The following is an 18,703-nucleotide window of genomic DNA, read 5'->3' on the forward strand; positions in this document are numbered from 1 at the left end:
CGGTCAGTGGCTGGGCATGGCGAAGCGCATCAGGCTGTAGACGGTCACGACCAGCCCCGTCAGCGCGACATACATGTGCCAGTAGCTCGGCAGATGCTTCATCGACAGCTGGACCTCCAGGACGCCCTTGCCCATGGTCTTCATCTCGGACTTGATCTCACCGACATCCTTCTCGAGTGCCGAGATGCGCGTATCCATCTGCTCGAAGCGGCGATCCATGCGCCCTCCGAGTTCATGGATGGCGGCGAGGATTGCTTCACGCTCGCTGCTGGGAATCTTGCCGAAGGTTCCGCCAGTCATCATCAACCCCGCCGTCCGTCTCAAGCCCGGCACTGCTGCCGACCTGAAAAATAGCATGGTGTGCCGAAGCGCTCCAGAAAACTCTCGGGACCACCGGGCAGGTCATACTGTCGCATGACGCGAGTGGGACCAATCTTCACAACCGTCCACACCGGCCCGTTTTGAAACACTCCTGCAAGCCTGGACGTTCCACAAGTAAACAATGACCACAGACCAGATCAGGAAAAAGCCTCGCAAGGCAGCGATTACAAGACTTTGCAGGCCACTCAAGAGTTGGCACAGCGTTTGCTGACTATCGCAAGCACAACAAAGCACCGCCCATGACGCAGTGCAATAAACAAGGAAGTAGTGCGGGGAAACGGCCATGACAGCAGCACGGCGGAAAGTTTCTGCATCCTGAGCGCAAGCAGCGCTCCGGAACATCATGGATCGCCATCCCGGACTGAACTCAAGCCGGCCCGAAGAGCCGGCCAAGGCGGAAACCTGTCGTTACACGAAATGTCGGCAACGAGATTCCAGCCAACGAATTCCAGGGAGTAAACCATGCCTGACGGTTTGACGCTCAACAAGATCATCGCTCAGAAGGGCATCAGCATCGGCGAGGCGGCGCGCCGGGTCGCGGACTTGGGCTGGACGCCCTCCTATGTCCAGGAAGCCATGACCTTCCCGACCGACTACAAGATCTCCAAGGCGCCCAAGGACCCCATGAAGCAGGTCCTGCGGTCTTACTTCCCCATGCAGGAAGAGAAGGACAACCGGGTCTACGGCGCGCTCGACGCGGCGTTGCGCGGCGACATGTTCCGCAACGTGGAGCCCCGCTGGGTCGAATGGATGAAGCTGTTCCTGGCGATCATCCCCTTCCCCGAGATTTCCGCCGCGCGCTCCATGGCGATGGTCGGCCGGCTGGCGCCGGGCGATGACCTGCGCACCGGGTTCACCATGCAGATGGTCGACGAGTTCCGGCACTCGACCATCCAGATGAACCTGAAGAAGTGGTACATGGAGAACTACATCGACCCGGCCGGGTTCGACATCACCGAAGCGGCGTTCGGCAAGTGCTACGCCACCACCATCGGCCGGCAGTTCGGCGAAGCCTTCGTGACCGGCGACGCGATCACCGCCGCCAACATCTACCTGACCGTCGTCGCCGAGACGGCCTTCACCAACACCCTGTTCGTCGCGATGCCGTCGGAAGCGGCGCGGAACGGCGACTACGCCCTGCCGACCGTGTTCCTGTCGGTCCAGTCGGACGAGAGCCGGCACATCGGCAACGGCCACTCGCTGCTGATGTCGATCCTCAACAATCCGGACAACCACCAGCTCCTGGAACGCGACCTGAAATATGCGTTCTGGCAGAACCACGCGATCGTCGACGCCGCCATCGGCACCATCATCGAGTACGGCACGACCAACCGCGACAAGAACAAGGAGAGCTACGCGGAGCTGTGGCACCGCTGGATCTTCGAGGACTATTACCGGACCTACATGCTGCCGCTGGAGAAGTACGGCATCAAGATCCACCATGACGACGTCCACGAAGCCTTCGACCGGATCGTCAAGAAGAACTACGTCCACAAGGTCGCCCAGTTCTTCTCCGCCGGCTGGTGGGCCAACTTCTGGCGCATCGAGGCCATGACCGAGCGGGACTTCGAGTGGTTCGAGCACAAGTATCCCGGCTGGTATGACGAGTTCGGCGCCTGGTGGGAGAACTACGCCAAGCTCAGCAAGCCCGGCAACCCGCCGATCACCTTCGTCGACACCGGCTATGTCTATCCGCACCGCTGCTGGTCCAACCTGGTGCCCTGCCTGATCCGCGAGGACATGGTCGTGGACGAGGTGGACGGCCAGATCTACACCTACGGCCACGAGGTGGACCGCTGGACCCACAAGGTCGCCTTCCAGGGCGAGTACGAGGGCCGGCCGACCCCCGCCATGGGCCGTTTCAGCGGTCATCGCGAATGGGAAAGCATGTACCATGGCTGGGACCTGGCCGACGCGATCAAGGACATGGGCTTCGTCCGTCCCGACGGTAAGACCCTGATCGCCCAGCCCCACCTGTCGTTCGAGGAGAAGGACATGTGGACCCTGGACCATGTGCGCGGCTACGAGATCAAGAGCCCCCTGATCACGCTCCGCGAGATGACCCCCGAACAGCGCGAGAAGCACGTCGCCGAGTACAAGAAGGGCTTCAAGGTCCATCGGATCTGACGCCCGGCCGGAAACAGGGGAGCGCCGCCGAGGCGCTCCCCGACTTCCGCCGCAAGCCGCCAGATCTTCGTCCAGGGGAATTCCACATGACCCAGAACCCGTTGGCCGCCCGCGCGGTCCACACGGTCCTGTTGCAGCCCGCCGGCATCGAAATGGAAGTCGAGGAAGGGGAAACCGTTCTCGATGCGGCGTTCCGCCAAGGCATCTCGCTGATGCACGGCTGCAAGGAAGGACAATGCTCCAGCTGCAAATCGGTGCTGATCGACGGTGACGTCGAACTGCTGAAATACTCCACCTTCGCGCTGTCCGAGATGGACCGCGACACCAACCACATCCTGCTCTGCCGCACGCTGGCCTACAGCGACATAGAAGTCGAGCTACTGAACTATGACGAGGACCTGCTGTCCCGCTCGATCGCGGTGAAGGACTTCGCGGCCCGGCTGACCGCCATCGTCCCGCTGACCCACGACATCTTCCGCCTGGAACTGGAGATCGAGCAGCCGCTGAAGTTCTGGGCCGGCCAGTACGTGGACATCACCATCCCGGGCAAGGGCATCACGCGCTCCTTTTCCATGGCGAACCCGCCGAGCGACCCGCACCGCCCCCATTTCATCATCAGGAAATACCCCCAGGGCGCCTTCTCGGCCCAGCTCGACGGCAGCCTGAAGGCGGGAGACAGCCTGATGCTGCGCGGCCCCTTCGGCACCTGCCTGCGGCGCGAGAACCGCTCCGGCCCGATGGTGCTGGTGGGCGGCGGCTCGGGCATGTCGCCGCTGTGGTCGATCCTCCAGGACCAGATCGGCTGCGGCGAGCCCGCCCGGCCGATCCGCTTCTTCTACGGCGCCCGGCAGGCCCGCGACCTCTTCTACCTGGACCGTTTCGTCGAGCTGACCGAACGCCTGCCCGACTTCCGCTTCATCCCGGCGCTGTCCGACGCGGCGCCCGACGACGGCTGGACGGGCGAGACCGGCTTCATCCACGAGGTGGTGCGCCGGCATCTCGGCACCCTCGGCGACGCCTCCGACATCGACGTCTACTCCTGCGGCCCGCCGCCGATGATCGACGCCCTGCTGCCGGTGCTCCAGATCGGCGGCGTCGAACCGGACCGCATCTATTTCGACAAGTTCACGCCGGCCCTTCGGTAAGGACCGACCGCCAACCTTTGCAAACGGGGAGGAAAACAAAAATGACGGCACAGGTTCAGGAAACGGAAGTCAAGTCCGGCGCCGCCGGCGCGAAGAAATTCCCGGGATGGGATAGCCGCAAGTACAATTACTACGAACCGAAGGGCCGCAAGGCGACCCATTACGAGGACATGACGGTAGACGTCCAGCCCGATCCGGAACGCTACCTGCTCCAGAACTGGATCATCTCCTTCGCCGACGGGACGCCGACCTACTACAAGGGCTGGACCAAGCTCCAGTCGTCGGACTGGCACAAGTTCCGCGCGCCCGACCAGGAATGGGAGCGGACCCATTACCAGCGCCAGTCCACCATCGAAGGCATGATCAAGAACGTCGTGGACAATGCCCGCAAGTCGGGCGCTCCGTCGCGCTTCGATCCCCGCTGGGTCAAGATCCTCCAGGACCATGTCGGCGCCTACAAGCATGCGGAGTACGGATTGGGCAAGGCGACCATGCATGCCCAGCGCTACGGCTACACGCAGATGGTCAACAATGCCATCCTGACCAACTCGTCCTACAAGCTGCGCTTCGCCCAGGACCTGACGCTGTACCTGAGCGAGATCGGCATGGACCTGCCCGTGTTCGACGCGACGGCCGGCAAGACCCACTGGCTCGAGGACCCGGTCTGGCAGGGCGTGCGCGAGGCGACCGAGGCCGTCATGGGCGCCGAGGATTACCTGGAGCAGTATTTCGCGACCAACGTCGTGTTCGAGCCGCTGGTCGCCGAGCTGTTCCGCAGCGGCTTCGTCATGCAGCTTGCCGCCGCCCAGAACGACTTCGCCACCCCGGCCGTGGTGTCGGCGGCCGAGGCCGACTACGAGCAGAACCTCGCAAACACGGTCGAGCTGTTCCACCTGCTGGCCCAGGATCCGGAGCATGGCGAGGCGAACCGCAAGGTCATGGAAGGCTGGCTGGAGAAGCACGGCGCCCTATGCGTCAAGGCGGCGAACCAGTTGCAGCCGGTCTGGTCGCAGCCGCGCGTCAAGGCGGCCCAGTTCACCGACGCCTTCGCGGCCTCGTCCAACCGCCTGAGGGCCATCTGCGCCGAGATCGGCATCGAAGTGCCCGCCGCCGTCGCGATCGCGCCGGCCGCCGCCCCGGCCCAGCCGGCCGCCGACGCCTGAAAACCCCGGATCGAGAGAGGAGGAAAGAGCCATGAGCGTCGCCCATGACTTCAACATCTTCAAGCCCATGCAGGACCTGACCTTCGAGCACACGATCTCGCACCAGTGCGGCGTCACCATGAACGACAGCGTCGAGGCGCGCTGCATCGCCGAGGTGATGGAGAGCAAGCCGGGCATCAAGGTGACCTACATGCCGGCCATGATCCGAATCGACGGCGAAGGCAGGATGGAATTCAAGATGGACGAGATCAGCGAGGCGCTGGGTCGCGAGATGACCCCGCACCTGTTCGAGATCTCCACCTCCACCCATTACGGCCGCATGGTCATGATCGACGACAACACGGTCATGCTGTTCGGCAACATGGACGACGCACTCGAATACACCTGACCCGACAAGATCCAATCAAGAATCGATCGGCGGAGGAAACGATGTTCAAGACGGCGGAAGGCGAGGAAATCTTCATCATCGACGGCCACACCCACCTGTGGGACGGCAGCAAGGAGAACCAGAAGAACGTCCACGGCGCGCAGTTCATCGACTGTTTCTACGGCTATCATACCGCGCTCAGCCCCAAGGAGTATGTCTGGCCCAAGGAGAAGTTCGACAAGTACGGCGCCGAGACCATGTACAACGACCTGTTCGTCGAAGGCTACGACGACATGGCGATCTTCCAGCCGACATACCTGAAGGACTTCTACGTAAACGGCTTCAACACGACGGAGCAGAACGCCGTCCTGAAGGAAAAACATCCCGACCGCTTCATCCTCAACGGCGCCTGGGACCCGCGCGACGGCGAAGCGGGAATCGAGGCGCTGCACGAGTTGGTCGAGAAGTACAAGATCAAGGGCGTCAAGCTCTACACCGCGGAGTGGAAGGGTGCCAGCAAGGGCTGGAAGCTGACCGACGAGTGGGCCCAGCGCTACATGGCCGAGTGCGTCAAGCTGGGCGTGAAGAACATCCACGTCCACAAGGGCCCGACCATCCTGCCCCTGAACCGCGACGCCTTCGACGTGGCCGACATCGACGACGCGGCGACCAGCTTCCCCGAGCTGAACTTCATCGTCGAGCACTGCGGCCTGCCGCGCCTGGACGATTTCTGCTGGATCGCGGTGCAGGAGCCGAACGTCTATGGCGGGCTGGCGGTGGCCCTGCCCTTCATCCACAGCCGGCCCGACTACTTCAACCAGGTGATCTCCGAGCTGCTGTTCTGGCTCGGCCCCGACCGGCTGCTCTACGGCAGCGACTACGCGATCTGGTCGCCCAAGTGGATGGTCGAGAAGTTCATGGCGCACGAGCTTCCCGACACTATCAAGAAAGACAAGGGCGTCGATCTGAACCTGGATGCCAAGCGCAAGATCCTGGGGCTCAACGCCGCGAAGCTCTACGACATCGACGTGCCGGCCCACAAGGCTAGGTTGAGCGGAACGGCACCGGCCCATGCCGGGGAACAGACCATGGCGCAGGTCGCCGAAGTCCTGGGAGACTGACGCCCATGACACCCCACGTCACCTCGGGCGACCCCCGCGTGGCGGAGGTGTGGGCGAGCCTGGCAGCGGTGACGGACCCCGAACTCGACGAGTCCGTGACGGAGCTCCGCTTCGTCACGGAGGTCGACGTGGACGCGGAGGACCGCGTCCATATCGGGTTCCGATTGCCGACATACTGGTGCGCCGCCAACTTCGCCTTCCTCATGGCCGATGACATGCGCGTCGCCGTTTCCTCCCTCCCCTGGGTCCGGCAGGTCCTGGTCGACCTGCGCGACCATATGTATTCCGACACGATCAACGAGGGGCTGGCCCAGGGCCGATCGTTCAAATCCACCTTCAGCGATGAGGCGGTGGACGAGGACCTGGACGACCTGCGCCGGACCTTCCGGATCAAGGCGTTCCAGCGCCGGCAGGAGGCGGTGATCCGTTACCTGCTCGACCGGGACTGGTCGGTCCAGGCGATCCTCGACCTCGACTGCCCGCACTTGGCGACGCTGGCGATCGACGATGCCGAGGCCGCCCGCCAGCGCGGCCGCTACCTGGAAATCCGCCGGGAGTTCGGCGGCCCCGGCGACACCGCCTTCACGACGGCGCAGGGCGAGCCGATCGATCCCCGCAACTTCGCCGAATACCTGTCGCTGCTGCGCCGGGTCCGGATCAACACGGAGTTCAACGGGCATCTCTGCCGGGGCCTGCTCCAGGCCCGCTACGACGACCCCGCGCCAGACGGGGAACCCACCCTGGCCGACTTCATCGCCGGCCGGGTGGCAACCCAGGTGGCAAAAAGCAACACGGGAGGGAATGACGGATGCCGAAAATGATGCTCCACCGCGCGGAGGCGCGCGCCGCCCTCGGCCGGGGCGTCGAGAAGCTGACCCTGGCGGTCCAGGGCACCCTCGGCCCCAAGGGCATGAACGCGATCATCGACCGGCCCATCGGCACGCCGATCGTCTCCCGGGACGGGGTCAGCATCGCCGATGAGGTCGAGCTGGAATGCCGGTTCGAGAACATGGGCGCCCAGGTGGTGCGGGAGGTGTCCAAGCAGACCAACGAGATCGCCGGCGACGGGACCACCACCGCCACCGTGCTGGCCAACGCGCTGATCCAGGGCGGGCTTAAAGTCCTGGAGAACCAGGGCAGCCCGGTGGACCTGGTCGCCGGCATCGACCGGGCAGCGGGAGCGGTCATCGAAGCGCTGCGGAAGTCCGCCAAGCCGCTCTCCGGCCACACGCAGCTGGAAGCGGTCGCCACCATCGCCGCGACCGATCCGGCCCTGGGGCATCTGGTCGCCGAGGCGCTCCGCAGGGTCGGAAGCGACGGAATCGTCGAGGTGACCTTCGGCCCGGGCATCGAGACGACCCTGGAAGTGGTCGAAGGCATGTCGTTCGACCGGGGCTACATCTCCCACCACATGGTCACCGACGTGGAGACCATGCGGGCCGTCCTGGACGATCCACACATCCTGATCACCGACCAGCGGATCGCCTCGCCCGACCAGATCGCTCATATCCTGACGGAGGTCTCCGCTACCGGCCATCCCTTGCTGATCATCGCCGACGAACTGGCCCCGGAGGTCGTCGTGACCCTGATGGGCATGCGCCGCAACGGCGCGGGGCTGGCGGTCGCGGTCAACCCGCCGGAATTCGGCCACTGGCGGAAGGCCATGCTGGAGGACATCGCGATCCTGACCGGCGGACGGGTGATCGCCCGCGATCTCGGCGGCCGGCTGGAACAGGTCACCCTGGAAGACCTGGGAAGCGCCGACCAGGTCCGGGTCGGCCAGAGCTTCACGTCCCTGATCCGCGGCCACGGCGATCCCGAGCTGATCCGCGCCCGCCGCGCCCAGGTGCAGCGCCAGTTCGACGCGGCTCCCCCCAACATCGAGCGGGACAAGTATACAGAACGGCTCGCCAAGCTGACCGGCGGCACCGCCACCATCCTGGCCGGCGGGGCCACCCCGGCGGAGCAGAAGCGCCGGGTCCAGCTGCTCGACGACAGCCTCAACGCCGCCCGCGCCGCCATGGAGGAAGGCGTCGTGCCCGGCGGCGGCACGGCGCTGATCCAGGCGGCCCCTGCCCTGGACACGCTGGCCGACCAGACCTCCGGCGGGGTCCGCGACGGGATCCGGCTGTTCCAGCGCGCGCTTGCGGCACCGCTCGGCTGCATCGCCGAGAACTGCGGCCTCGCGGCGAACGACATCGCGGCCCGTGCGGCGGAGGCGCCCAGGGGCACCGGGTTCGACGCGCGGACCGGCCAGTTCACCGACCTGATCGAGGCCGGCATCACCGACCCGGTCAAGGTCACCACGACGGCGGTGCGCAACGCCTCCTCCGCCGCTTGCCTGATCCTGAACACGCACACGCTGATCGCGGACAAGCCCGACATGTCCGATCCCACGGCCGGACCGGCGCTCGGCGCCGGAGCGGAGAAGCTTGGACGCGAATAGGCTTGGTTGGCAGTGAGATCCGCCGCTACCTGCCGGCCGGGGGTGCGACGCACGGGGCTGACCGCCGGTCCCGTGCGTCAATCTCGCCCTGGACGGCAAAACCGAAGGAGAACGCAAGAAGACATCACCCGAACTTTATCGTTACCCAAAGACTGTACGCAGTGTAAACTCCATGTTCCGGACCGCGCCGTCTGAGCACTAATAATAGGATCCGGGCGAGGGAGTGTGAATACATGCCCAAGACGGGAATCGGGGCGACGATGCCGCCCCGTGCCGCTGCCCATGCCGATGAAGCGTCGATCATGCGCGCGTGGGAGGATTTCCTGGCCGGCGTCGATCACCATCCACCGGTCCGGAACGTGGTCATCAATTCCTGGCGGCGGAGCCTCGAAAGCGGCGTCAACGCCCACGGCTCGAGCGCTCCCCTGGCGGTCCGGGACGACGGGCTGCACCATCTCCGCATCCGGAACCGCGACCTGCTGACGGCGGCGGCCGGTACCCTTGCCGAGGCGATCGACCTGTTCATCGGCACCGGGTCGATCATGCTGGTCACCGACCCCGAAGGCGTCGTCCTGACCACCGTCGGCGACCGCGCGACCCTGGAGGCCGGCCGCGAGATCCACCTGGAGCCCGGCGGGGCGTGGCACGAATCGGCGGCCGGGACCAACGGCATCGGAACCGCGCTGGTCACCCGGCAGCCGGTCCTGGTCCATGCGACCGAGCATTTCTGCGCCGGGGTCAAGACCTGGACCTGCGCCGCGGCGCCCATCCGCGACCCGATCGACGGCTCGCTGGTCGGACTGCTCGATATTTCCGGGCCGCGCCAGACCTTCCAGCGCCACAACCTCGCCCTGGCCGTCGTCGCCGCCCGCCAGGTCGAATGGGCCATGGCCGACCAGGCGCGGCAGGAGCGCGTGAAGCTGCTGGAGGCCTGCGTCGCCAAGCTGCCGACCTGGGTCGAGGACGGCATCATCGCGGTGGACCGAAAGGGCCGCGTCCTGCACATGAGCGAACGCGCCCGCGGCTTGCTGGAACACGGCACCGGCCCCGCCCGGGTGGTGCTCGACAAGGAGTCCAGGGTCGCCAGCCTCGACCCGTCGTGCTGGCCGGCCGAGTGGACCAAGCCGCTTACGGTCGACGGCGAAACCCTGGGCGCCCTCCTGGTCATCCCGGCGAAGCCCCGGCGCACCGCCAGATCGGCGGGGCCGCGCCACGAGGGCGACGCCCGGCGCGGCAGCTTCGCCGCCATCGTCGGCTCCAGTCCCTCCGTCCGCGGCGCCATCGACCGGGCCCGCAGGCTGGCGGGCCGGCGGGCGCCGGTGCTGATCGAAGGCGAGACCGGCACCGGCAAGGAACTGTTCGCCCGCGCCATCCACGGCGAGGGCGCCGCGTCCCCGTCGGATCCCTTCGTCGCGTTCAACTGCGGCGCCGTTTCCAAGGAACTGGTCGCCAGCGAGCTGTTCGGCTATGTCCGCGGCGCCTTCACCGGGGCGGCCAACGAAGGGCGCCTCGGCCGGTTCGAACTGGCGAACGGCGGGACCCTGTGCCTGGACGAGATCGGCGAGTTGCCGCTCGACCTCCAGCCCTACCTGCTGCGCGTCCTGGAGGAAGGCATCGTCTACCGCGTCGGCGACAGCGAGCCGCGGCACGTCGATGTCCGCCTGATCGCGATGACCAACCGGAACCTGCGCGACGAGGTCGCCGCGGGGCGGTTCCGGCAGGATCTCTATTACCGGATCAGCGTGACGACGGTCCGGATCCCGCCGCTCCGCGACCGCGCCGGCGACACCGACCTTCTGGTGCCCCATTTCAACGACCTGCTCGCCCGCCGCCACGACTTGGCGCCCAAGCGGTTCGAGCCGGCCGTGATGGACGCGCTGCGCCGCCACTCCTGGCCGGGCAACGTGCGCGAGCTGCGGAACGTGGTCGAAAGCCTCCTGCTGATGAGCGACGAGGAGACCGTCACCCTGGCCGATCTGCCGCCCGACATCGTGCCGGCCCCGGCCGAACCCACGATCCCCCACCGGCTCGACCAGCTGGAACGCCAGGCGATCGAGGCCACCATCGCCGCCCACACCGGCAACCTGACCAGCGCCGCCCGCGAGCTGGGCATTTCCCGGACGACCCTGTACCGCAAGATGGAGCAGTACGGGCTGGAGCGGTATCAGTAATCCCGGCCGGGGCGCGCCCGGTAGACCGGCAGCGAGACCCCGAAGGCGATGCCGATGGCGCGGATTCCGAAGGCGGCGAGGAAGCCCGCTCCCTGGGACCACAGGGCACCGACCCCCGCCAGGACCAGCAGAAGATAGACCAGGGCGCCAGCCGCCGCGGCAGTCGCGTAGATCTCCTTGCGCAGGATCAGCGGCACCTCGGCGCACAGCACGTCGCGGATGATGCCGCCGAAGGTGGCCGTCATGACGCCCAGGATCACGGCGACCGGCAGCGGCGCTCCGGCACCCAGCGCCTTTTCCGCCCCGGTCACGCAGAACAGCGCCAGCCCGGCGGCATCGGCCCAGAGCAGGGCCTTGTAGCGCGATTCGAGATAGGGCGCCGTGAAGAACAGCAGCACGCCGACGCCGATGCAGGTCATCACGTATTCCGGCGCCGAGATCCAGTAGACCGCCCCCTGCCCCAGCAGAAGGTCGCGCATGGTGCCGCCGCCGATGCCTGTCACGGTGGCGATCAGGCAGAACCCGACGACATCCATCTGCTTGCGCGACGCCGTCAGCGCGCCGCTGGCCGCGAAGACGGCGACGCCGCAGAGGTCGAGCCAGGCGATCCATTGATCCAACGCGAGTCTCCCATGCCGATGGTTGGGGCTCCACCTTCTATACAGGCACGCCCAAGGGTGCGAAGCTGGGCGGACATATCCCCGCGACGCAGAAGACTCAATGACATCGCTGTCCGCAGGACGGGCCAGGCCCGTCAATCCCCATTGGCTCGCAATCGTCCTCAGCTCCTTGATGGCGTTCGCCCCGCTGGCCATCGACATGTATCTCCCGGCACTGCCGGAGATCGGCCGTAGCCTCGCCGCCTCCCCGGCATCGGTCCAGCTTTCGCTGTCCAGCTTCTTCCTGGGCTTCGGCTCCGGGCAGCTGGTATGGGGACCGCTGGGCGACCGGTTCGGCCGGCGCGGGCCGATCACCGTCGGCATCCTGATCTACATCGCCGCCAGCTTCGGCTGTGCGCTGACCACCGACGCCGACCATCTGGTACTGTGGCGGTTCGCCCAGGCGTTCGGCGCCTGCGCCGCTCCCGTCCTGGCCCGCGCCATGGTGCGCGACCTGTTCCCCCAGGACCAGGCGGCGCGCATGCTGTCGCTGATGATGCTGATCATGGGCGTGGCGCCGATGGTGGCGCCGCTGCTGGGCGGCCAGGTTCTCGTGCTCCTTGGCTGGCGCGCGATCTTCTGGGGGCTGGCCGCCTTCGGGCTCGTGGTGCTGCTGGCGCTTTTCTCGATACCGGAAAGCTTGGCGCCGGCGGCGCGCCGGCAGGTCGGCATCGGCGCCATGCTGTCGGGTTACCTGCGCCTGCTGGGCAACCGGTCATACCTGGCCTATTCGCTGGCCGGCGCCTTCTTCACCGGCGGGATGTTCAGCTACATCGCCGGGACGCCGTACGTCTATATCGAGTATTTCGGGATATCGCCGCAGTCCTATGGCCTGTTGTTCGGCGTCAATGTCGTCGGCATGATGATCTTCAACCTGGTGAACCGCCGGCTGGTCCTGGCGGTCGGGTCGGACCGCGCGCTGCTCTACGGAGCCCTGGGCTGCGCCGCGTCTGGCATCGTCCTGGCGGCGCTGGGCGCCACCGGAAGCTTCGGGCTGGCCGGTATCGCCGTGCCGCTGTTCTTCTATCTCGCCATGCTGGGTCTGGTCGGCGCCAACTCCATGGCGGGCGCCATGTCGGTCGTGCCCGGCATGGCCGGCGCGGCGTCGGGCCTTGCCGGAACGATACAGTTCGGCGTGGGAGCGGCGGCGAGCGCCCTGGTCGGCTGGCTGTCGGACGGAACGCCCGGGCCCATGGTCCTGGTGATCGGGGCCATGGGCATCTGCTGCGCCCTGGCGGCGCTGGCGCTTCCGGCGCGGCCTTGATGACGATCAGTGGAGATGATCTTCCGGGAAGACGGCATCGAGCGACTCGGCCGTCAGGGAACGCCTCAGCACCTGATCAAGCTGATCGTGGGGTGTGCGCCGAAGACTGTTCTCCACCGCCGCCGGAATCGGCCCGAAACGGGTTTCGAGCGTCATGCGGATGCTTTCCAGCTTCCCCTCCGCTTTGCCGCCGACCCATCCCTCGGCGCGACCCTCGTCCAGCCATTGCTGCGCAGCGAGCGATACCATGTCCTGCTCCCGGTCCGGCCTGACCCTGCCGTTCACCGTCCGCATCATGTCGACGGAGATCCGCGGGTACATATCGAGCATATAATACAGCACTTTCTGTGCCAGGGGCGAGCCCTCGCGCAGGCCCGACAGCACCGCCTCCAGCAGCATTTCCGGATCGGGCTGGCGGTAGACGTATTTCAGCGGCAGCAGCGCCGCCCGGACCTCCGGGTCGGAGGAGAGCTGGTCGTCGGGAATGGGGACGATGTTGCAGACGACGTAGCGGAAGTCGCGCAGGCCCTCGTCGGCACCGATGGCGTCGATGACGGAGGTCGGCACCGTCCACGGTCCCCTCCCGTGATAGAACACCAGAGGGACGATCGGCGGCAGCCGGCGCATCCGGGAAGCGTCGTCGCCGACGAAGCTCTCCCAGATGTCGACCAGATAGCCCAGCACCTGGAGCGGGGTCCGGGGATCGGGGTGGCTCTTGTGCTCCAGCAGCACGTAGATCAGCAGCGTGCCGCCGTCGCGCAGGCGGACCGAGAACAGGCGGTCGACCCAGCTGGGGGTCAGCGTCCAGTCGACGAAGCTCCCGTCCAGCGGCACCGGCGGCTCGTCGCCCAGGCGGGCGGCGATGTCGGCCGGCAGGTAGTCGCGGATCAGGATGCCGGCCCGGACCGGATCGTCCAGCAGGGCCCGGAACAGAAGGTCGTGCTGCTGGCCCATCGGAAGGCGACCGTCCGCATGCGGTGGAATGACGGCGCCAATTGAGGGCGCCCGCATCCAACCGGCAATGCGGCATGTCGCCCTGCGTCAGGCGGCCTTGCGGACGCTGTCGTTGGCGGGCTGGCCGTTGAAGTTCGCGCTGCCGACACCCTTGACGCCGCCCTCGGCCAGTTCGTCGCGGGTCAGCTTGCGCGCGATCACGGCGGTCACGGCGAAATGGACGATGGCGATCAGGGCGAGCAGGGTCACGATGTTGGCGGTGGCTTCGGTGAGCATTGGATAGTTCCTGTCTTGGATGTCCGTTTGTGCGGTGCACCAAATATGGTCCCTGAACACCCCGCATGTCAAATGCGGCATGCCGTATTTTGTATACCAGCACCGCGAGGCAGCCTTGCGTTTCGCGGATAGGTAAGGATAACCCGGCGCAAACTATCATCTGAGCCTGATCGCGGATACCCGCTGAGCACCCTTCGCACCTTTCACGGGCTTCTTCTGTTACTCATTCGCCTCTTGAAACAATGTGACGCACCGCAGCATAAGACAGCCATTTCCTTGCCCGGGGGTATCGATTGACATGGTTTCGTTACCCGCTGGAAGAGTGCTGCCGGGTCCAGCGTCCGGGGCGCCGCTTCGACAGGCCCCAGAACCACGCGATATGGTCCACGCAGGCTATGCCCATGTCGAAGACATAGGGGGCGGTCAGGACCGACCGCGCGCCGCTGCCGGCCCGCACCGGGGTGCCGTGCGCCATGCCCTTGACGACATATTCCTCGACGACCGCCTCGCCGGCCCGGTTCAGCCAGGCGCGCCGCATGTGCCCGTTGACCTTGTCCACCGTGCCGGGGCCGCGGGGCAGCCGGTGGACGCCGACCCATTGCTTGACGATCTCCGCGCCATTGGCGGGATTGACGGTGCGGTCCGAGTCGCCATGCCAGACCGAAACCCGCGGCCACCGGCCCCGGTGGGCCGAGGCGGCACGGACGAGCCCCGCCCAGACGATGGACGGCCTGGCCCGGCCATGGACCATGGCATTGAGCGCGTCCATCCTGCCATAGGCCGCCTTGTAAGGCATGCCGGCGATGACGGCCCCACCTGCGAAGACATCCGGATAGGTGGCGAGCAGAGTCGATGTCATCGCGCCGCCGGCCGACAGGCCGGTCACATAGATGCGCCCGGGGTCGATCCGATGTTCGGCGACCATCCGGTCGACCATCTGGCGAATCGACAGGGGCTCGCCCTGGTCCCGCTCCATGTCGCCCGGCGAGAACCAACCGAAACACCGGTTGAAGTTGTTCGCCCGCTTCTGCTCCGGCAGAAGCAGCGCGAAGCCCAGGCGGGCGGCCAGTCTCGACCAGGCTATGCCGTGGTCGAGACTGGCCGCCGTCTGCCCGCAGCCATGCAGGGCCACCACCAGCGGAGCGTTCCTGGACAACCGCGGCGGCACGAACTTGTACATCCGGAGATTCCCGGGATTGGAGCCGAACTCCTCCACCTCCAAGATGTCGGGCCGCCATGACGGTGCGGCATCGACCGAACGCGGATTGCGGAATGCCGTCGCAGCCCTGCCTGTCGCTCGGGCCATAGTCCTGCCTGTCGAAACGATTGGAAACGCCGGGGAAAGCCTGCCATCGGCCGGCCGCCACCGGGAATGAACCCGCCACCGAAGCGACTCGTTCCTTCGCGGGTGCGATATGATCACGGGGAACCGGACGTGCCTGGATTTGCGGCAACAGCGATTGCCTAATTTTTCGGCACAGTTACAAAAAAAGGATATAAGAAAGTTTGCGCATTAAGCAGTTGGCAAGCGCTTCGTTTTGTGCAAAAAAAAGGCCGCCCCGAAAGGCGGCCTGAGTCTAGGGAGGAAACGCCCAAAGAGGCGTATGCAGCATCACTGCTGCGATATCGAAGTTATCCGAATCCGGATTTCGATCAATGGGAAAGGCAGGTCGTCAGATCTGCCCTTCGCCATTTGCATGGCCATGCGCCATTTCCCGGCCGCGCGGAAGACGCCCCGGCCAGCGCCCTCCCCCTTGTGGAAAACACGACCTCGGTGCGGGTCACCCCGAACCGCCCCTCCTTCGGGTCGCGCCCTCCCCCGCCCGGCATGCGCCGAACCATCGTCAGACCAGCGGTTCTCTGCCCGCCTATGCCGTTCGCACGATGAACGCCGGGCGGATACACCGGTCTATCCCTAAAATTCTATTAATTTCCCCTTTATATTGGGCATTTTTTAGACCATTCTTAGTCTCAAGAAGATCACAACCCGAAAACGACTTACCAACCGGCCCCCTCGTCTAGCTGCGCAACAGCAATTCATAGGAACCCATAGTCATGAACGCCAACGGTCGCACGATCCTCGTTGAATCCAATCGTCTTTTTCGTGAAGGGCTGAAGCATCTGCTGGCGGGCACCCGCTTCGAAGTCGGTGCGGAGTTCAACACCATGGAGCAGGCGATCGCCCATGCCGGCGCCCGGGAAGGTTCGGGCCAGGACGCCGAGCCGGGCCTGGTGATCACCGGACAGGCCGTCAAGGCCGCCGCCGACCTGCAGCAGCTCCGGGATACCTATCCCGCGGCCCGGATCGTCGTGCTGGCCGACGACATGTCGGTGGACATGCTGCGCGAGGCGATGGGCGGCGGCGCCGACGGGTTCCTGATCAAGAACGTCTCGCCGGAGGCGCTGATCCAGTCGCTTCAGCTCATCATGCTGGGCGAGAAGGTGTTCCCGACCAATCTCGCGGCGATGCTGCTCGACATCAACGCGCCCTCGCCCCAGAACTCGATCCGCGGCCTGTCGCCCCGCGAGCAGGAGATCCTGCAGTCCCTGGTCACCGGGGCCAGCAACAAGATGATCGCGATCCGGCTCGGCATCACCGAGGCGACCGTCAAGGTCCACCTGAAGACGCTGCTGCGCAAGATCGACGTCAACAACCGCACCCAGGCGGCGATCTGGGCCATGAACAACGGCTTCTCGGCGGAAGGCGCCGGCACGCCGACCCGCGGCCTCCAGGCGGTTTCCGCCTGAGGCCGGGCATCCGGGGTCACGACAGGAACCAGGACGGCGACAACAGGCTGCAGACGGGGCTTCCCATGAACGATCATTCCAAACTTCACACCATTCCGGTCAAGCTGGGCCTCAGCGAACACTATCTCGTGGGCCGCATGCTGATGCTCAGGGAGAGGCTCACCCCGCAGCAGTGGAACGTCTACGATCGCAGCGCGGAGGCGATCTGCAACCAGATCCTCAGCCGTCTGCCCGCCGACAATCCCGACTCCGCCAAGTGGGACAACCGCCGCAAGCGGGGCTGAGACACCCGCCCGAAGCCGAAACCGAGAAGGCCCGAACGGCCGCGTCCCAGGTATGGGGCGCGGCCGTTCGCCGTTCACGGCAGTTCAAGTGACTACCTGGAACTGTTCTTAATTCAGTCTGAAAAACATAGTAAACGAGGAGGGATTAATCCTCTGGACAAAAGCATCACCGCAGTGCAACAAGGCTACCTTTTCCCGCATCGGCTGTTACTCTGATACCGAAGTGCGAAAGCCATATCCAAGAGCGTCAATCCCCAACAGACGCCAATAGAAGGAACAGCTTGATGCAACTCAAGATCATGGGCCTGATCCTCGCCGGCGGCAAAGGCACGCGGCTGTTTCCGTTGACGAAGGAGCGGGCGAAGCCGGCCGTACCCTTCGGCGGCAAGTACCGCATCGTCGATTTCGTCTTGAGCAATTTCATAAACTCGGGAATTTTCTCGATCTATGTCCTGATACAGTTCCGCAGCCAGTCCCTGCTCCAGCATCTGCGCGACGGCTGGCAGTTTGGCGGACTGCTGCAGGAACAGTTCATCATCCCGGTGCCGGCCCAGATGCGCTCCCCGGGGGAGACCTGGTATAGCGGCACGGCCGACGCCGTGGCCCAGAACTGCAACCTGATCGAACAGTCCCGGCCCGACCTCGTGGTCCTGTTCGGCGCCGATCACATCTACCGGATGGACATCCGGCAGATGATCGAGTTCCACTCCCGCAAGAACGCCGGCGTCACGGTCGCGGTGATCCCGGTCGACAAGAAGTACGCCAAGGAATTCGGCGTGATCGAGGTGGACGAGGAAGGGCGGATCATCGGTTTCGTCGAGAAGCGCGAGGATGCCCCGACCATGCCGGGGGACCCGACCAAGGTCCTTGCGTCCATGGGCAACTACATCTTCTCCACCGACCTGCTGCTGAAGATGGTCTACGACGACGTCAAGAACCCGAACAGCTCCCACGACTTCGGCAAGGACATCCTGCCGAACCTGGTCGGCAAGGTCGAGATGTTCGCCTACGACTTCCAGACCAACCGCATCGCCGGCGACCCGCCGGACCGGGTCCCCTACTGGCGCGACGTCGGCACGCTGGATGCCTATTACGAGGCCAGCATGGACGTCCGGGCGATCGATCCGCCGCTCAACCTCTATAACCGCCAGTGGCCGCTGCGCACCTCGGGCTATTCCGACCCGCCGGCCAAGTTCGCCTTCGACGAGGACGATCGCCGGGGCCAGGCGATCGACAGCATGCTGTCCGGCGGCTGCATCGTTTCGGGCGGCGTCGTCAAGCGCTCGGTGCTCGGCCGCTGGGTGCGCGTCCATTCCGGCGCCCTGGTCGAGGACAGCGTGATCTTCGACAACGTAGACATCGGCCGCCGGGCCAGGATCCGCCGCGCGATCATCGAGAAGAACGCCCGCATCCCGCCGGATGCCGTGATCGGATACGATCTCGAGGAGGACCGCAAGAAATACCACGTGACCGAAAGCGGGATCGTGGTCATCGACGGCACCCGGTCGCCGGTTCCGCTGGGCCACATCACCGTCTGATCCGGTACCCACCACCCCGGCCGGCCGACGACCGGCCGTCCCACCGACCAAGCGAACAG

General features: G+C 65.6%; 17 protein-coding genes. 12 read left to right on the plus strand and 5 right to left on the minus strand.

Going from position 1 to position 18,703, the window contains the following annotated elements:
- Window positions 1-3: 3 nt before the first annotated feature.
- On the minus strand, window positions 4-303 hold the full coding sequence (locus JL101_RS20110) for a hypothetical protein (RefSeq protein ID WP_203097627.1): 300 nt from the start codon (window positions 301-303) through the stop codon (window positions 4-6).
- A gap of 540 nt (window positions 304-843) precedes the next feature.
- Between JL101_RS20110 and JL101_RS20115 the strand changes: the two genes are divergently transcribed.
- The 8 genes from JL101_RS20115 (at window position 844) to JL101_RS20150 (ending at window position 10,921) form a co-directional block, all read left to right on the plus strand.
- A complete protein-coding gene (locus JL101_RS20115) occupies window positions 844-2,508 on the plus strand; it encodes an aromatic/alkene/methane monooxygenase hydroxylase/oxygenase subunit alpha (protein ID WP_203097625.1) in 1,665 nt (554 codons plus the stop codon).
- 86 nt (window positions 2,509-2,594) lie between these two features.
- On the plus strand, window positions 2,595-3,653 hold the full coding sequence (locus JL101_RS20120) for an NADH:ubiquinone reductase (Na(+)-transporting) subunit F (protein WP_203097623.1): 1,059 nt from the start codon (window positions 2,595-2,597) through the stop codon (window positions 3,651-3,653).
- Window positions 3,654-3,694: 41 nt separating this feature from the next.
- On the plus strand, window positions 3,695-4,816 hold the full coding sequence (locus JL101_RS20125; protein ID WP_202682698.1) for an aromatic/alkene monooxygenase hydroxylase subunit beta: 1,122 nt from the start codon (window positions 3,695-3,697) through the stop codon (window positions 4,814-4,816).
- Between the two features lie 31 nt (window positions 4,817-4,847).
- Entirely contained in the window at window positions 4,848-5,204 is a 357-nt protein-coding gene (locus tag JL101_RS20130) for an MmoB/DmpM family protein (RefSeq protein WP_201078142.1), read from the plus strand.
- A gap of 41 nt (window positions 5,205-5,245) precedes the next feature.
- Window positions 5,246-6,304 carry an amidohydrolase family protein gene (locus JL101_RS20135; RefSeq protein ID WP_203097621.1) on the plus strand — a complete coding sequence of 353 codons (1,059 nt, stop codon included), beginning with the start codon at window positions 5,246-5,248 and terminating at the stop codon, window positions 6,302-6,304.
- A 5-nt stretch (window positions 6,305-6,309) separates the two neighbouring features.
- Complete coding sequence (locus JL101_RS20140) at window positions 6,310-7,125, plus strand: metal-sulfur cluster assembly factor (protein ID WP_203097619.1); 816 nt, start codon at window positions 6,310-6,312, stop codon at window positions 7,123-7,125.
- Window positions 7,122-8,750: a molecular chaperone GroEL gene (groEL, locus tag JL101_RS20145; RefSeq protein WP_228434994.1), complete on the plus strand. Its 1,629-nt coding sequence runs from the start codon at window positions 7,122-7,124 to the stop codon at window positions 8,748-8,750. Before JL101_RS20140 ends, groEL begins: the two co-directional genes overlap by 4 nt.
- 233 nt (window positions 8,751-8,983) lie before the next feature.
- Window positions 8,984-10,921: a sigma-54-dependent Fis family transcriptional regulator gene (locus JL101_RS20150; RefSeq protein WP_203097615.1), complete on the plus strand. Its 1,938-nt coding sequence runs from the start codon at window positions 8,984-8,986 to the stop codon at window positions 10,919-10,921.
- Here JL101_RS20150 and JL101_RS20155 read toward each other — a convergent pair.
- Window positions 10,915-11,541 (minus strand): trimeric intracellular cation channel family protein, encoded by a 627-nt coding sequence (locus tag JL101_RS20155; protein ID WP_228434995.1) that lies wholly within the window; start codon window positions 11,539-11,541, stop codon window positions 10,915-10,917. The genes JL101_RS20150 and JL101_RS20155 overlap by 7 nt on opposite strands.
- A 100-nt stretch (window positions 11,542-11,641) precedes the next feature.
- Here JL101_RS20155 and JL101_RS20160 point away from each other — a divergent pair, with 100 nt between their 5' ends.
- Window positions 11,642-12,844 carry a Bcr/CflA family multidrug efflux MFS transporter gene (locus JL101_RS20160; protein WP_228434998.1) on the plus strand — a complete coding sequence of 401 codons (1,203 nt, stop codon included), beginning with the start codon at window positions 11,642-11,644 and terminating at the stop codon, window positions 12,842-12,844.
- 6 nt (window positions 12,845-12,850) lie between these two features.
- On the opposite strand, the gene JL101_RS20165 is transcribed toward JL101_RS20160, so the two are convergent.
- The 3 genes from JL101_RS20165 to JL101_RS20175 form a co-directional block, all read right to left on the minus strand.
- Complete coding sequence (locus tag JL101_RS20165; protein ID WP_203097611.1) at window positions 12,851-13,798, minus strand: Rpn family recombination-promoting nuclease/putative transposase; 948 nt, start codon at window positions 13,796-13,798, stop codon at window positions 12,851-12,853.
- A gap of 87 nt (window positions 13,799-13,885) precedes the next feature.
- On the minus strand, window positions 13,886-14,074 hold the full coding sequence (locus tag JL101_RS20170) for a hypothetical protein (RefSeq protein ID WP_203097609.1): 189 nt from the start codon (window positions 14,072-14,074) through the stop codon (window positions 13,886-13,888).
- A 307-nt stretch (window positions 14,075-14,381) separates the two neighbouring features.
- Window positions 14,382-15,254, minus strand: a complete 873-nt coding sequence (locus tag JL101_RS20175; protein WP_203097607.1) for an extracellular catalytic domain type 1 short-chain-length polyhydroxyalkanoate depolymerase — start codon at window positions 15,252-15,254, stop codon at window positions 14,382-14,384.
- A gap of 875 nt (window positions 15,255-16,129) precedes the next feature.
- Between JL101_RS20175 and JL101_RS20180 the strand changes: the two genes are divergently transcribed.
- From JL101_RS20180 to glgC, 3 genes are all read left to right on the plus strand, one after another.
- Window positions 16,130-16,822, plus strand: a complete 693-nt coding sequence (locus JL101_RS20180; RefSeq protein WP_203097606.1) for a LuxR C-terminal-related transcriptional regulator — start codon at window positions 16,130-16,132, stop codon at window positions 16,820-16,822.
- A gap of 65 nt (window positions 16,823-16,887) precedes the next feature.
- Window positions 16,888-17,106 carry a hypothetical protein gene (locus JL101_RS20185; RefSeq protein WP_201078129.1) on the plus strand — a complete coding sequence of 73 codons (219 nt, stop codon included), beginning with the start codon at window positions 16,888-16,890 and terminating at the stop codon, window positions 17,104-17,106.
- 236 nt (window positions 17,107-17,342) lie between these two features.
- Window positions 17,343-18,644, plus strand: a complete 1,302-nt coding sequence (gene glgC, locus JL101_RS20190; protein ID WP_267133569.1) for a glucose-1-phosphate adenylyltransferase — start codon at window positions 17,343-17,345, stop codon at window positions 18,642-18,644.
- Window positions 18,645-18,703: the final 59 nt, after the last annotated feature.

The sequence above is a fragment of the Skermanella rosea genome, assembly GCF_016806835.2.
GTDB lineage: Bacteria > Pseudomonadota > Alphaproteobacteria > Azospirillales > Azospirillaceae > Skermanella > Skermanella rosea.

Coding starts and splice junctions, on each gene's coding strand:
- JL101_RS20110 (WP_203097627.1), bottom strand. CDS start 303: ATGATGACTGGCGGAACCTTCGGCAAGATTCCCAGCAGCGAGCGTGAA.
- JL101_RS20115 (WP_203097625.1), top strand. CDS start 844: ATGCCTGACGGTTTGACGCTCAACAAGATCATCGCTCAGAAGGGCATC.
- JL101_RS20120 (WP_203097623.1), top strand. CDS start 2,595: ATGACCCAGAACCCGTTGGCCGCCCGCGCGGTCCACACGGTCCTGTTG.
- JL101_RS20125 (WP_202682698.1), top strand. CDS start 3,695: ATGACGGCACAGGTTCAGGAAACGGAAGTCAAGTCCGGCGCCGCCGGC.
- JL101_RS20130 (WP_201078142.1), top strand. CDS start 4,848: ATGAGCGTCGCCCATGACTTCAACATCTTCAAGCCCATGCAGGACCTG.
- JL101_RS20135 (WP_203097621.1), top strand. CDS start 5,246: ATGTTCAAGACGGCGGAAGGCGAGGAAATCTTCATCATCGACGGCCAC.
- JL101_RS20140 (WP_203097619.1), top strand. CDS start 6,310: ATGACACCCCACGTCACCTCGGGCGACCCCCGCGTGGCGGAGGTGTGG.
- groEL (WP_228434994.1), top strand. CDS start 7,122: ATGATGCTCCACCGCGCGGAGGCGCGCGCCGCCCTCGGCCGGGGCGTC.
- JL101_RS20150 (WP_203097615.1), top strand. CDS start 8,984: ATGCCCAAGACGGGAATCGGGGCGACGATGCCGCCCCGTGCCGCTGCC.
- JL101_RS20160 (WP_228434998.1), top strand. CDS start 11,642: ATGACATCGCTGTCCGCAGGACGGGCCAGGCCCGTCAATCCCCATTGG.
- JL101_RS20165 (WP_203097611.1), bottom strand. CDS start 13,798: ATGGGCCAGCAGCACGACCTTCTGTTCCGGGCCCTGCTGGACGATCCG.
- JL101_RS20170 (WP_203097609.1), bottom strand. CDS start 14,074: ATGCTCACCGAAGCCACCGCCAACATCGTGACCCTGCTCGCCCTGATC.
- JL101_RS20175 (WP_203097607.1), bottom strand. CDS start 15,254: ATGTACAAGTTCGTGCCGCCGCGGTTGTCCAGGAACGCTCCGCTGGTG.
- JL101_RS20180 (WP_203097606.1), top strand. CDS start 16,130: ATGAACGCCAACGGTCGCACGATCCTCGTTGAATCCAATCGTCTTTTT.
- JL101_RS20185 (WP_201078129.1), top strand. CDS start 16,888: ATGAACGATCATTCCAAACTTCACACCATTCCGGTCAAGCTGGGCCTC.